General features: G+C 72.9%; 14 protein-coding genes and 2 pseudogenes. 7 read left to right on the forward strand and 9 right to left on the reverse strand.

Annotation, left to right across the window (positions count from 1 at the left end; all coding sequences use genetic code 11):
• Window positions 1-40: 40 nt before the first annotated feature.
• Together OG370_RS37325 and OG370_RS37330 are read left to right on the forward strand one after the other, a co-directional pair.
• Entirely contained in the window at window positions 41-433 is a 393-nt protein-coding gene (locus OG370_RS37325; protein WP_328472264.1) for an SCO4225 family membrane protein, read from the forward strand.
• 30 nt (window positions 434-463) lie between these two features.
• Complete coding sequence (locus OG370_RS37330) at window positions 464-1,237, forward strand: maleylpyruvate isomerase family mycothiol-dependent enzyme (protein WP_328472266.1); 774 nt, start codon at window positions 464-466, stop codon at window positions 1,235-1,237.
• 97 nt (window positions 1,238-1,334) lie between these two features.
• Here the strand turns inward: OG370_RS37330 and OG370_RS37335 are convergent, their stop codons facing one another.
• The 5 genes and pseudogenes from OG370_RS37335 to OG370_RS37355 form a co-directional block, all read right to left on the reverse strand.
• Window positions 1,335-2,144, reverse strand: a complete 810-nt coding sequence (locus OG370_RS37335) for a class I SAM-dependent methyltransferase (protein WP_328472268.1) — start codon at window positions 2,142-2,144, stop codon at window positions 1,335-1,337.
• 122 nt (window positions 2,145-2,266) lie between these two features.
• Window positions 2,267-2,827, reverse strand: a complete 561-nt coding sequence (locus OG370_RS37340; protein ID WP_443060815.1) for an NUDIX hydrolase — start codon at window positions 2,825-2,827, stop codon at window positions 2,267-2,269.
• Between the two features lie 59 nt (window positions 2,828-2,886).
• Window positions 2,887-3,108: a hypothetical protein gene (locus OG370_RS37345; RefSeq protein ID WP_328472270.1), complete on the reverse strand. Its 222-nt coding sequence runs from the start codon at window positions 3,106-3,108 to the stop codon at window positions 2,887-2,889.
• 127 nt (window positions 3,109-3,235) lie between these two features.
• A pseudogene (locus OG370_RS37350) lies at window positions 3,236-4,209 on the reverse strand (IS5 family transposase).
• Between the two features lie 64 nt (window positions 4,210-4,273).
• A pseudogene (locus OG370_RS37355) lies at window positions 4,274-4,579 on the reverse strand (transcriptional regulator); the annotation flags it as partial.
• A 1-nt stretch (window position 4,580) separates the two neighbouring features.
• On the opposite strand from OG370_RS37355, the gene OG370_RS37360 reads away from it, so the two are divergent.
• Window positions 4,581-4,745: a hypothetical protein gene (locus OG370_RS37360; protein WP_328472272.1), complete on the forward strand. Its 165-nt coding sequence runs from the start codon at window positions 4,581-4,583 to the stop codon at window positions 4,743-4,745.
• A 43-nt stretch (window positions 4,746-4,788) separates the two neighbouring features.
• Entirely contained in the window at window positions 4,789-5,322 is a 534-nt protein-coding gene (locus OG370_RS37365; protein ID WP_328472274.1) for a DUF6907 domain-containing protein, read from the forward strand.
• Between the two features lie 92 nt (window positions 5,323-5,414).
• On the opposite strand, the gene OG370_RS37370 is transcribed toward OG370_RS37365, so the two are convergent.
• A complete protein-coding gene (locus tag OG370_RS37370) occupies window positions 5,415-5,807 on the reverse strand; it encodes a MarR family winged helix-turn-helix transcriptional regulator (RefSeq protein WP_328472275.1) in 393 nt (130 codons plus the stop codon).
• Between the two features lie 85 nt (window positions 5,808-5,892).
• Between OG370_RS37370 and OG370_RS37375 the strand changes: the two genes are divergently transcribed.
• A complete protein-coding gene (locus OG370_RS37375) occupies window positions 5,893-7,449 on the forward strand; it encodes an MFS transporter (RefSeq protein ID WP_328472277.1) in 1,557 nt (518 codons plus the stop codon).
• Window positions 7,450-7,694: 245 nt separating this feature from the next.
• The gene (locus OG370_RS37380; RefSeq protein WP_328472279.1) at window positions 7,695-8,219 is read left to right on the forward strand and encodes a DUF6332 family protein; all 525 of its coding nucleotides are present in this window, start codon (window positions 7,695-7,697) and stop codon (window positions 8,217-8,219) included.
• A 42-nt stretch (window positions 8,220-8,261) separates the two neighbouring features.
• Here OG370_RS37380 and OG370_RS37385 read toward each other — a convergent pair whose 3' ends face one another.
• From OG370_RS37385 to OG370_RS37395, 3 genes are all read right to left on the reverse strand, one after another.
• Complete coding sequence (locus tag OG370_RS37385; protein WP_328472281.1) at window positions 8,262-8,927, reverse strand: response regulator transcription factor; 666 nt, start codon at window positions 8,925-8,927, stop codon at window positions 8,262-8,264.
• Window positions 8,924-10,306: a sensor histidine kinase gene (locus OG370_RS37390; RefSeq protein ID WP_328472283.1), complete on the reverse strand. Its 1,383-nt coding sequence runs from the start codon at window positions 10,304-10,306 to the stop codon at window positions 8,924-8,926. The genes OG370_RS37385 and OG370_RS37390 overlap by 4 nt, the downstream gene beginning before the upstream one ends.
• A gap of 132 nt (window positions 10,307-10,438) precedes the next feature.
• Window positions 10,439-11,689, reverse strand: a complete 1,251-nt coding sequence (locus OG370_RS37395; RefSeq protein WP_328472285.1) for a geranylgeranyl reductase family protein — start codon at window positions 11,687-11,689, stop codon at window positions 10,439-10,441.
• A 214-nt stretch (window positions 11,690-11,903) separates the two neighbouring features.
• On the opposite strand from OG370_RS37395, the gene OG370_RS37400 reads away from it, so the two are divergent.
• A complete protein-coding gene (locus OG370_RS37400) occupies window positions 11,904-13,277 on the forward strand; it encodes a dipeptidase (RefSeq protein ID WP_328472287.1) in 1,374 nt (457 codons plus the stop codon).
• Window positions 13,278-13,322 lie beyond the last annotated feature (45 nt).

Genomic DNA, 13,322 nt, shown 5'->3' on the forward strand with positions numbered 1-13,322 from the left:
CCCCCGCGCGGGGGCCCCGTACGCACCGCAGGAGGAGCCGATGCGCATGCTGCCCTGGGCCGGCCGTACCGCCCGTACGGTTCGTGCCGGCCGTACCGCCCGTGCCGCTCGTGTCGTGGCCGGTGAGCGGGCCGCGCGGATCTATCTGGGCGTGGTCGCGGTGTGCCTGCTGCTGACGCTGCTGCAGACCGCGATCGCGGGCGGCCCGGCGCTGTCGTTCAGCGGGGTGCTGCTCGAACTGGCGACGCTGCCCTGGACACCGGCGCTGTGGCGGCTGTTCGCGGCCGTCGGCGGGCTGGACGTGTCGTCGGCCGCGAGCGGGTGGACCGGCTGGACGCTGACCGTGATCGCCGCGGTCGTCGCGGCGGACTTGGACGCCGTGCTGATCGGTTACGGGGTGCGCGCCGCCCGGCGCCGTGTCGCCGCACGTTGACCGGTGCCGCCGACCCGGCACAATTCCCCTATGGAGACTGCCGAGTTCATCGAGACGCTGCGCCGCGAGGGACCCCTGCTGGCCGACGCCGCACAGCGTGCGGGGCTGGACGCGCCCGTGCCCACCTGCCCGAAGTGGCAGGTCCGCGATCTGCTGCGGCACACCGGGTCGGTGCACCGCTGGGCGGCCGGGTTCGTCGCCGAGGGGCGTACCGAGCCCGCCCAACTCGACGACACGGCGCCGAGCGGCACGGGGAGCGACGGCACCGGCTCCGACCGCGGCGAACTCGTCGACTGGTACCGGCTCTCGCACGCCCGGCTGGTGGAGGTGCTGGAGGACGCCCCGGCGGACCTGGTCTGCTGGACCTTCATGCCCGCGCCCTCGCCGCTGGAGTTTTGGGTCCGCCGCCAGGCACACGAGACCACCGTCCACCGCGTCGACGCCCAGGCCGCCGCCGGCCTGGCCCCGTCAGCGGTGGACCCCGCTTTCGCCGCGGACGGCGTGGACGAACTCATGCTCCGGTTCGAGGGCAAGGGCCGCAACCGGGCGCGCAGCCCGCAGCCGCGCACCCTGCGGGTGCGTACCGAGGACGTGGCGGGGGACAGCGGCTGGACCCTGCATTTCACCCCGGAGCCGCCGCGCTGGGAGCGGGGCGGTGCGGACGGCCGCGCCGACTGCGAAGTGAGCGCGCCGGCTGCTGAGTTGTACCTGGCGCTGTGGAACCGGCTGCCCCACGACCGCTTGTCCGTACGCGGCGACCGCGACGTGATGGACCTCTGGCTGTCCTCCGGCGCCGCGTCCTGACGAACCCGCCACCCGGTGTTCGGCCCCCGGCCCCCGGCGTCTTCGGGGTGCCCGGGGGACGCCGGCCCGGTCGGCCCGGTCGGCCCGGTCAGTCCGGTCAGTCCGGGTTGCGGCCGACGGCCAGGAGGTGGGAGCTGGCGGCGAGGAGTTCGGGGTAGGGCTCGGCCAGGCGGGCGGCGGTCAGGGCGGATTGGAAGAGTTCCTCGCTCGGCGGGGCGCCCGTACTCTGCTCGACGGCCTTGAGCAGCGACCAGGTGGGGCCCTCGATGCCGAACACCTCCACCTCCCGGAGCCCCGCGGCCCCCACTTCCGCGGCGAGCTCTTCCGCCCGGTGGAAGTAGGACACGGTGAAGCCGCGCCGGCCGTCGTAGGTGGCGGTGGCGAGGATGTCCGTGATCGAGTCCCGCAGGCGTTCGTGGTGCAGGTGCGCCAGGGCGGTGTGTTCGAAGACGGACGAGTAGCGGTTGATCGCCGCGGCTGCCACGAGGCCCCCGGGCCGCGTCACGCGGGCGGCCTCGCGCAGCGCTCGCAGGCGGTCCTCGCGCTCGGGCAGGTGGTACAGCGGACCGAGCAGCGTCACGACGTCGTACGAGGAGTCCGGCGCGTCGAGGCCGCGGGCGTCACCGAGTTCGGCCGGGCAGATGTCGCGTGCCTGCTCCACATGGCGTGCGACCGGGTCGACGAGCCGCACCTCGTATCCGTCCGCCACCAGCCAGCGGGCGTGCACGCCGGTTCCGCCGCCGACATCCAGCACGCGTGCGGGTGCCTCCGGCAGGAAGCGCCGCAACAACTCCTGCGTGCGCAGCAGTTCCAGTCTTCCGTCAGCCGAAGACGTCAACCGGCTCCCTTCGTCGAAGAGGCTGGTGTAGAAGGTGGTGACCTCGGGTGCCAGTTGGGGGGACGCCATCCCGCCAGTATCCGGCACCGGAGACGCGACGCCGTGCCGATCCCGTCGCCGTTCATCCTCGGCGACGGCAGCGCGGGGCACGGCAGTTGACGCCGTACCGCGTACGGGGGCGCAGCCGCCCGTCAGCCGGCATCTGCGGGCGATAGGCCTTCGGTGCCGTGCATGTGGTGGAGCAGGAGGAGCGCGGCCACCGCGTTCGCCGATCTGATCTCGCCCCGCTGAACGAGCATGGGTACGGACGCGAGCGGCACCCATTCCCGTCGCTCCGACTCGAAGTCGTCCTCGGGGTGCCCGACGTACTCGGCGGTGGTGGACCAGTAGACGTGGTGGTGGCCGTCGGCGAGGCCGTTGGAGGGCTCAACGGTCATGAGGTGCTTGAGGGGGCCGGGGCGCCATCCGGTTTCCTCCAGCATCTCGCGGGCGGCGGCTGCTTCGACGTCCTCGCCGTGTTCGACCACGCCGGCGGCGAGTTCCCAGCCCCAGGTGTCGGTGATGAAGCGGTGCCGCCACAGCAGGAGGGCTTCGCCTGCTTCGTTGACGGTGGTGGCCAGCGCTACCGGGCGTTGGCGGATCAGGTAGTGGTCGAGGTGGCGGCCGTCGGGGAGTTCGACGTCGGCGAGGTTGAGGGTGAGCCAGGGATTCTCGTAGACCGTCTTCTCGCCGTGGTTCTTCCACACCGACACGTACGTGCTCCGTCCATGGCTGGCTGCCCGGTGCCTGGGACGGTACCGGACCGGGCTGGTCACAGAGGCAGGGAGAGTGAGGCGTCGATCTGCTCGACGGCATCGCGCCCGGCGACCGAGCTGTGGTCGGCGAGCAGGGCGCGAAGGCGGGTGAATCGGTCCCGTAGACGCTGCGACTCCTGGCCCTGTGCCAGGGCGAGAGCCGCGAGGCTGTGGGCTGCGGCCTGTTCGGGATCGCCGCGGCCGAGGTCAGCAGTGGCAAGGATGGCCAGGCGATGCACGGACCCGCGGGCGTGTGCTTGGGCACGTACAGCTTCGGTGGCGTAGGTCTGGGCTGGGGTCCAGTCGCCGAGGCTGATGAGGGCTTCGGCGAGTTGGGCCTCAACTAGGGTCTGTATGGAGTTGTGATCAAGACTGTGATCCGAGGTGTCGGATCCAGAGCAGGCCGGCGCATAATTCGAGTCCGGCCTGGTAGCTTCCAGGCTTTTTGTCGTAGCGGACGGCGAGGCCGCGCCAGTCCTTGATCTTGTTGATGGTGCGTTCGACGCTGTTGCGGAGCTTGTACAGCTCCTTGTCGTAGGTGACGGGCCGTCCGCCACGTGAGCCGCGCTTCTTGCGGTGGGCGGCCTGGTCCTTCTTCTCGGGGATGACCGCTTTGATCCCGCGTTTGCGCAGGTGAGCACGGTTCTTGCGGGAGGAGTACGCCTTGTCGCCGGCGACTGCGCCGGGCCGGGTGCGGGGTCGGCCGACCGGGCCGGGGACGCGGATCTTGTCCAGGACGGGGATGAACTGCGGACTGTCTCCCGCCTGACCTGCGGTGATCTTGAGCGAGAGGGGCAGGCACTGCGGAACGCAGGACAGGTGCGTCTTCGTGGTCAGTCCGCCGCGGGAACGCCCCAGGTCAGCGGCAGCGAGCCGGACTCTGCGGCGACGCCTCACGCGCCGTCGTTCCTCCCGCTCCAGACCTATCTGCCCGTCTTGTTCCCCGCTGGCTCCCCTTTTTCAGCGGCGGCCTTCTCCAATGCGTCCAGAGTCCCGGGCTCCATGATCATCCCGGCGGCATCATGATGGGCCCTCGCCGTGGTCGAGTCCACGCTGACCAGCGACAAGTCCACCAGGCCCCGCCTCGCCGCCTCGGCGATCGCACCCTGGAACACCGCAGTGAACACCCCGGCATCCCGCCACTGCCGAAACCGGCCGTACACGGTGGACCAGTGCCCGAACCGCTCGGGCAACTCCCGCCATTTCGCCCCGTTCCGAAACCGCCACACGACGCCCTCGAAGTGCGCCCGCAGGTTCTCCGGATACGGACCGTACTCACCGACCGGCAGAAACGGGGAGACGAACTCCCACTCGGCATCCGAAAGTTGAGGTCGAGACACCCTACCGTTCTACCCCAAGGAGCCCGGCCCTCCCAGGCCGGGACCCCACGAGATCACAACTCCACACACGCCCTAGGCCGGGTTGGACGTAGCCGAGTTCGGCCGACTCATCGGCGGGCCGGATTCGGGTAGCGGCGGCTTCGGCGAGAACCATGCAGCGATGGGCGGCGCCTTGGTCACCCATACGGGAGAACGCCTTGGCCTGCATGGCATGGAGGTCGGTCGCCAGCGCGGGAGAGACGTGCGCGCCCGCCGTACGGATGCCAGCTTCGGCGAAGGCGACGGCTTGGCGAAAGTCCCGCATGAAGACTGCCTGGTTGACCAGGAGCGCTATCACGTAGCCTCCAAAAGCCCGGTCACCGGAGGCTTTGGTGTCAACGGCGTCCTCTACGCCCCCCACGTCCGACGGCCCGAAGGTCGCCGAGGACGCGCCGATCGCCTTCGGCGACCCCCGCATGCCCTGGGTCCGCGCCTACCAACTGATCATGCGGCTGGCGGACTTCACCGTCATCGACCTCAACGACCCGGCCGCCTGACTCCGCCGAGCCTCATTGGACCTCAGTAGACAAGGAACACCACGTGCCCGTCACCCCAGCGGCCGACAACCGTACGTTCGCCGCCACCACCGACCAACCGTCCCTCGCATCGTCCGCAAGCAACCGCACCTGGACCATCACCACCGACACCGGATTCAGCATCAGCGGCCACCTCCCGCCGTGGGCCGCCGACGACCCCAGCGAGCACCAACTCCCCGTCGACCGCCTCGGCATCGCGCTCAGCGACACCAACCACCACCAGGACGTCCGCGGCCACACCTTGCCCCTGCGTACACCCGACGGCTCCGACGAGCCCGGCCACGACACCGACCCGGTGCCGGTCTTCAGCGGCAGCATCGACTGCGACCCCTACGCCGCCGAACCCGAACTACGCATCCCCGTCTTCAACTTCCGCCTCGTCGACGACTACCGCATGGAAGCCCTCGGACCGGAAGGCGTCACCGAACCGGCCGCGGCATTCCGGGCTCACGCCGAGGTGCTGGACACCCACGTACGACACGCACTCATCGAAGCGCGCGGCGACTGGGCACGCCACCACACCAACCGACCCGCGTAAGTGCAGCTCAAGGGTCCTCCGCCGGAGGGAAGCGGCGCTCGCCGAAGTGCGAGGGGCCGCGGCACCGGCCGGCGCCCAGCCGCCCCGTCGGCTCAGGACCTGACGAGCATCCGCTCCAGCACCGCGCGGTGGCACGGGCGGGCCTGCTCGTAGCGGCTGCGGCCGGCCTCCGTGATGGCGACCCGCACCCCGCGCCGGTCCTCGCTGCAGATGCCGCGGTCGACCAGGCCCTCCTTCTCCAGGCGGGCCACCAGCCGGGACAGCGCGCTCTGACTGAGGTGGACGCGGTCGGCGAGCTCCTGGACGCGGAAGGTGCAGCCGTCCTCCGCGTCGTCGCCGATCAGGACGTCCAGCACCTCGAAGTCGCTGGCGCCGAGTCCGTACCGGTGCAGCTCGCGGTCGATCTCGCAAGCCGTACGGGCGTGAACGGCCAGGATGTCCCGCCATTCCTGCACGAGCGCGCGCTCACCCTTGTCGCCGGTCATGACACAACGTTAGCAGAAAGCCGACCCTTATGCACGGGCATTAAATGCGCTTGCATTGGATGCGCGTGCATGTAATCTGTTCCGCATGACCTCTCCGTCAGTCCCGTCCCCTACCGTCCCCCGCTCCGACCAGCGATGGAGCGCCTTGCAGTGGGGCGCCCTCCTCGTGCTGTGCGCCGCGCTCTTCCTCGACGCCCTCGACGTCTCGATGGTCGGCGTGGCGCTGCCCTCGATCGGCAGCGACCTGCACCTGTCCACGTCCTCGTTGCAATGGGTCGTCAGCGGCTACATCCTCGGATACGGCGGCCTGCTGCTCCTCGGCGGCCGCGCGGCCGACCTGCTCGGCCGGCGCCGGGTCTTCCTGATCGCCCTCGCGGTCTTCGCGGTGGCCTCGCTCCTCGGCGGCCTGGTCGACTCCGGCGAACTGCTGATCGCCACCCGGTTCGTCAAGGGCCTCAGCGCCGCGTTCACCGCGCCCGCGGGCCTGTCCATCATCACCACCAGCTTCGCCGAGGGCCCGGTCCGCAACAAGGCGCTGACCATCTACTCTAGCTGCGGCGCCACCGGCTTCTCCATGGGCCTGGTGCTCTCCGGGTTCCTGACGGAGGCCGGCTGGCGCTGGACGATGCTGCTGCCCGCCCCCGTCGCCCTGATCGCCCTGATCGCCGGGCTGAAGCTGATCCCGAAGACGCCGCGCGAGAAGGCCGACGGCCGGGGCTTCGACCTGCCGGGCGCGATCACCGGCGCCGGCGCGATGCTGCTGCTGGTGTTCACCGTGGTCTCGGCGTCGTCGGTCGGATGGGCCTCGGCCCGCACGCTCGGCTCCTTCGCCGCCGTCGCGGCCCTGCTGGCCGCCTTCACCGTCATCGAGCAGCGCTCGTCCCACCCGCTGGTCCGGCTCGCGGTGCTGCGCGACTCCAGCCAGGTCCGCGCCAACCTCGGCGCCGCCACCTTCTTCGGGTCCTACGTCGCCTTCCAGTTCCTGGTCACGCAGTACCTTCAGAACGTCCTCGGCTACAGCGCCATGCACACCGCGCTCGCCTTCCTGCCCGCGGGCTCGCTCGTCGCGATCCTCTCCACCCGGATGGGGCCGGTCGTCGACCGCTTCGGCACCCCGCGGGTGATCGCGGCAGGCTTCACCTCGCTGGTCGTCGGGTACGTCCTGTTCCTGCGGATCGGCCTGCACCCGAACTACGCGACCGTCATCCTGCCCTCGATGCTGCTGCTCGGCGCCGCCTTCGCCACCGCCTTCCCGTCGCTGAACATCCAGGCCACCAACGGGGTGCGCGACGAGGAGCAGGGCATGGTCTCCGGGCTGCTGAACACGTCCTTCCAGGTCGGCGGCGCGATCTTCCTCGCCGTCGTCACGGCGGTGGTCACCTCCAGCGCGGGCGGCCACCCCGCCGGCCCGCAGGCCACCCTCGACAGCTACCGGCCCGGGCTGTGGGTGGTCACCGGTGTCGGCTTCGCCGGGCTGCTGCTCACCCTCTCGGGGCTGCGCCGCCGCCGTCCCTCCTACGGCATCCTCGTCGCCTCCTCGGACACGGAGGCGCCCGGCAAGGCCACCGCCGCCCAGGGCGCCGACGCCACCGACGGCACGGAGCGCGACGTCCGCGACGGCCGCGTGACCGCACGCGACTGAGCCGGACCGTCCCGCCGCTCACGAACGAACGACCGGCCCCGCGCGAGGAGGGAACGCGCGGGGCCGGTCCACGTCCGCGCCCCGCGCGCTCCGGTGCCGCCGGGCACCCTCCCGCCGACTGCCGACTGCCGACTGCCGACCACGCGCCGCACGTTCCGGGCGGGTTCGGGGGAACGCGGCTGTACCGTACGGCGTCTAGCGCGGTGGCCGGGAAGCGGCGGACGCGAGTGCGGGAGGCGGTGGAGATGAGCGGGGCGGGCACGGGCGGCCGGGGCGTGACGGGGCGCCGTACGCAGGCGGAACGCGACGCCGCGTCCGTCGAGGCGATGTACGCGGTGGTGACCGCCGCGGTGCTCGGCGCGGCCGGCTTCCTCGTCGTGACCACCCCGGTGATGGCGGGCGCGGCGCACGGATCGGCCCGCGACGGGTGGGTCAGCGCCGCGGTGATCGTGGCGGCCGGGCTCTTCTTCGGCCGGATCGTGCTGACCTTGCACCGCTTCGAACGCCGCGCCCGGCAGCGGCGACAGGCCCCGCCGCCGTACCCGTGGGACCCGACCCGCATCCCGGCCGGCCACGGGGACGACCACGGTCCCGGCTACGGCTACGGCTACGGCCACGGGCGCGCCGACGGTGACGGCGGTACGGACCCGGGCGCGGCGCCCCTGGTGCCGGTGGTGACGCCGCACCGGCCGCGGCGGGTGGTGCGGCGGGCCGCGAGCAGCGGTGCCGGCAGGTCCGGCGCGCGGGGCGGCGCCGACCGGATCGGCTGAGCGCGGGGCGGGCGGCGGGGGCGCCGCCGGATCAGTGTGGGATCAGCCGAGCCAACCGGGCCGGACCAGCCCCGACTCGTAGGCGAGCACCACCAGTTGGGCCCGGTCGCGGGCGCCGAGCTTCACCATCGCCCGGCTGACGTGCGTCTTCGCGGTGAGCGGGCTGACCACCAGCCGGCGGGCGATCTCGTCGTTGGACAGGCCGATCCCGACCAGCGCCATCACCTCGCGCTCCCGGTCGGTGAGCTGTTCGAGGTCGGCGGCGGTGGCCGGCTCCTTGGAACGGGCGGCGAACTCGGCGATCAGCCGGCGGGTCACGCCGGGGGACAGCAGCGCGTCGCCGCCGACCACTGCCCGGACCGCGCGCAGGAGTTCGGCCGGCTCGGTGTCCTTCACCAGGAACCCGGAGGCACCTGACCGGATCGCCTCGAAGACGTACTCGTCGAGTTCGAAGGTGGTCAGCACCACCACCCGCACCTGCACGAGCGCCGGGTCCGCGGTGATCGTGCGGGTGGCGACCAGCCCGTCCATCACCGGCATCCGGATGTCCATCAGCACGGCGTCCGGGGTCAGTTCGCGCACCATGCGCACCGCCTGCCCGCCGTCCGCCGCCTCGCCGACCACCTCGATGTCGTGCTGCGCGTCCAGCAGCGCCCGGAACCCGGCCCGGACCAGAAGCTGGTCGTCGGCGAGCAGTACGCGGATCATGTGCGCTCCTCGGCGGAGGTCAGGCCGCTGGGGCCGGAGGGATCGGATGAGCCGGAGGGACGGTCAGCGGCAGAGGGGCGCCCTGGGTCGGAGGGGTGCCCCTGGTCGGACGGGTGGTCCTGGTCGGAGGGTCGGCCCGGGTCGGATCGAGAGTCCGGGGCGGACGGAGAGTCCGGGGCGGACGAAGGGCGCGCGCCGTCCCGGTTCTCCCCGCCCAGCGGCAGCACCGCGCGAACCCGGAAGCCGCCGTCCGCCCGCGGCCCGGCCCGTAGCTCACCGCCCAGCGCGCCCACCCGTTCCCGCATGCCGACCAGGCCGTTGCCGCCGCCGGTCTCGCCGCCCGTGACCGCCGGGCCGTCGTCGTCGACCAGCACCTCGACGGCGCCCGGCCGGTAGGTCAGGCGGACCCGGGCGGTGCGGGAGCCGGAGTGCCGCACGATGTTCGTCAGCGACTCCTGGACGATCCGGAAGGCGGCCAGGTCCGCGCCCGGCGGCAGCCGCACACGGGTGCCCTCGACCGCGACCTCGGCGGCGAGGCCCGCGGCGGTCGCCTGCTCCACGAGCTCGGGCAGCCGGTCCAGGCCGGGCGCGGGGGAGCGCGGCGCCTCGCCGGGCGCGCGCAGTGTGCCGAGCACCTGGCGCACCTCGCCCAGCGCCTCCTTGCTCGCCGCCTTGATCGTGGTCAGCGCGGTCCGCGCCTGCTCGGGCCGCTCGTCCATCAGGGCGAGGGCGACGCCCGCCTGGACGTTGATCACCGAGATGCTGTGGGCGAGCACGTCGTGCAGCTCGCGGGCGATCCGCAGCCGCTCCTCGTCCGCCCGGCGGCGCTCCGCCTCCGCGCGCTCCCGCCGGTCCCGGGCGACCTGCTCCCGTCTGACCCGGTACAGCTCGGCGCCGGCGAGCACCGCCAGCAGCCAGGCGCCGACCCCCGACGCCTCCGCCCACGTCAGCCGCTGGCTGCCGGACGACGGCAGCCACTGGTAGAGCCAGGCGCCGACCAGGATGTGCGCGGTGTAGGCCGCCGCCGCGATGACCAGCACGGCTCTGCGGTGGCCAGCGGCGACCGCGCTGAAGAACGCCACCACCATCGAGGCGAACACCGGCCCGAACGGGTAGCCGAGCATGACGTAGAGCAGCGTGACCGCGGCGGTGCCGGCGGCCACGGCGACCGGCCGCTGCCGCCGGAACAGGAGCATGACCGGCCCGGCCAGCAGCAGGGTGTACCCCAGCGCGTCGAGTTCGGTGCGGCTCGGCTGGTGCCGCCCGGCCACGCTGGACCCGACCAGCTGGACGAACGCCAGCACGATCACCGGCACCCAGACGCGCCGGGTGCCGAGCAGCCCGCGCCGCCGCGGTTCCGGCCGGTCCTCGTACGTCATGCGCCCCACGCTAGACCGCCACCCGCCGGCCCCGCGTCCACCGGCGGTGGGCGGCGCGGGTACTCCGTACGAAGTACCCCGGGTCGGCGCCGGGCGCCGGAAGGCGGGGCGCCGGACCCGGGCCGGCCGCTGTCAGGTGCGGTCGTACGCGTCCAGCGCGCGGCGGGCGATCGAGTGGGTGCGGACCAGCTCGGCGAGCGAGCGCTTCCCCCGGGTGATCCCGGCGAACGCGCGCCAGGCCGGGGGGAAGGTGGTCAGCGCGGCGTGCAGCAGACCGGGGCGCCGCTCGAACAGCGCCAGCATCCGCCGTCCGACGCCCATCTCGACGCCGAGCCCGGCCTTGACCGCGAACGCGTAGTTGAGGGCCTGCCGGCGGGCGTCCACCGCGTCGTGCGCCTCGGCGATGCGCACCGCCCACTCGCCGGCCAGCCGGCCGGAGCGCAGCGCGTAGGAGATGCCCTCGCGGGTCCAGGGCTCCAGCAGTCCGGCCGCGTCGCCGCAGACCAGGACGCGGCCGCGGGAGAGCGGGGAGTCGTCGGCGCGGCAGCGGGTCAGGTGGCCGGAGGAGACGCTCGGCTCGAAACCGGCCAGGCCGAGCCGGGCGATGAAGTCGTCCAGGTAGCGCTTGGTGGCGCCGCCGTCTCCGCGCGCGGAGATCACGCCGACGGTGAGGGAGTCGCCCTTGGGGAAGACCCAGCCGTAACTGCCGGGCAGCGGGCCCCAGTCGATGTGCACCCGGCCGGCCCAGTCCTCGGCGACCGAGGCGGGCACCGGGATCTCGGACTCCAGGCCGAGGTCGACCTGGTCGAGCTTGACCCCGACGTGTGCTCCTATCCGGCTGGCGCTGCCGTCGGCGCCCACCACCGCGCGGGCGTAGAGGGTCTCCTCCTCGCCGCGCTTGCCCCCGGCGCCGCCGGTCACCACGACCGCGACGGTCCTGCGGTCGGGCACGCCCGGTCCGTGCTGCTCGACCCGGCAGACCGTCACCCCGGTACGCACCTCGGCGCCGGCCTCGCGGGCGGCTTCGACCAGCCCGTTGTCGAACTCGGGCCGGTTGATGAGGCCGAAGAGCATCTGCCGGGAGCGCTTGGTGCGGGTCAGCCGGCCGTTGAGACTGAAGGTGACCGCGTGCACGCGGTCGCGCAGCGGGAGTTCGTAGCCGGGGGGCAGCGAATCCCGGGACGGCCCGATGATGCCGCCGCCGCAGGTCTTGTAGCGCGGCAGTTCGGACTTCTCCAGCAGCAGGACCCGCCGACCGGTCACGGCTGCCGCGTGGGCGGCAGACGCGCCTGCCGGACCCGCGCCGATCACCACGACGTCCCAGACCGGCTCGGTCCCGTCGTTCTCCGCACCGCTGCCCTGGGCCGCCTGCTCACCGCTCACGTCGTTTTCGCTCCCGCTCGCCACGCTCGGCTGTCCTCGCTGTTCAGCGCTGTTCGCAAGCATCCTATTGCGCCCGTGGCCAAGGGCTCGCTGTGGCACCATCGGCAACGGCCCGCCGGCCCCGGCGGGGGCGCCGGTCTGCCGGTGCCTGTCATCCTTTGTCGGCTTTTCGTCGCCGTCGTGTCGGCCTCGTCCGTCCCTACCAGGAGCATTCATGTCGTCAGTCCCGCTGTCCGAGACCGTCGCGTCGCTGATCCCCCGGGCCAGGACCGAACTGGCCGAGCTGGTGTCGTTCGCATCGGTGGCCGACGAGCGCCAGTTCCCCCGCAGCGAGTCGCAGAAAGCGGCGGCCTGGATCGTGGCGGCGCTGCGGGAGGAGGGCTTCGAGGAAGTGGCGCTGCTCGACACGCCCGACGGCACCCAGTCGGTCTACGGAGTGCTGCCCGGCCCGGCCGCCGCGCCGACGGTGCTGCTCTACGCGCACTACGACGTCCAGCCGCCGCTGGACGAATCGGCCTGGCTCTCCCCGCCGTTCGAACTGACCGAACGGGACGGCCGGTGGTACGGGCGTGGCGCGGCCGACTGCAAGGGCGGTCTGGTGATGCACCTGACCGCGCTGCGGGCGCTGCGCGAGCACGGTGGCGTCCCGCTGAACGTCAAGGTGATCGTGGAGGGTTCCGAGGAGCAGGGCACCGGCGGCCTGGAGCGGTACGCCGAAGCCCACCCCGACCTGCTGACCGCCGACGCCATCGTGATCGGCGACACCGGCAACTTCCGGGTCGGCCTGCCGACGGTCACCTCCTCGCTGCGCGGCATGGTGCTGACCGAGGTCCGGGTGGCGACCCTCGCGGGGAACCTGCACTCCGGGCAGTTCGGCGGCGCCGCCCCCGACGCGCTGGCCGCGCTGATCCAGATGCTCGCCACGCTGCGCGACGCGTCCGGCGCCACCACCGTCGACGGCCTGGACGGCTCCGGCGAGTGGTCGGGACTGGCCTACGAGGAGGCCGACTTCCGCCGCGACGCCAAGGTGCTCGACGGTGTGGAACTGGTCGGCGGCGGCGCCGTCGCGGACCGGCTGTGGGCCCGGCCGGCGGTGACCGTGCTCGGCATCGACGCGCCGCCCGTGGTCGGCGCCACCCCGTCGGTGCAGGCCGAGGCGGGCGCCCTGGTGAGCGTCCGGGTGCCGCCGGGCGTCGACGCGGCCAAGGCCGCCGAGGCGCTGGAGACCCACCTGCGGGCGGCCGCGCCGTGGGGAGCGAAGGTCGAGGTGACCCGGCGGGGCAGCGGCCAGCCGTTCGCCGCGGACACCGGCAGCCCGGCGTACGCCTCGATGGCCGAGGCGATGCGGGAGGCGTACGGCCAGGAGATGGCGGTGGTGGGGCAGGGCGGCTCGATCCCGCTGTGCAACACCCTGGCCACCCTGTACCCGAGCGCCGAGATCCTGCTGATCGGGCTGAGCGAGCCCGAGGCGCAGATCCACGCGGTCAACGAGAGCGTCTCGCCGGAGGAGTTGGAGCGGATGACGCTGACCGAGGCGCTGTTCCTGCGCCGGTACGCGGCGGCGCACTCGGCCGGCCAGGGGGTCTGACCGGGGAGCAGTCCGAGGTCGGGAAACCGTCCGGGGCCGGGGTAT

The sequence above is a fragment of the Streptomyces sp. NBC_00448 genome (genome assembly GCF_036014115.1).
GTDB lineage: Bacteria > Actinomycetota > Actinomycetes > Streptomycetales > Streptomycetaceae > Actinacidiphila.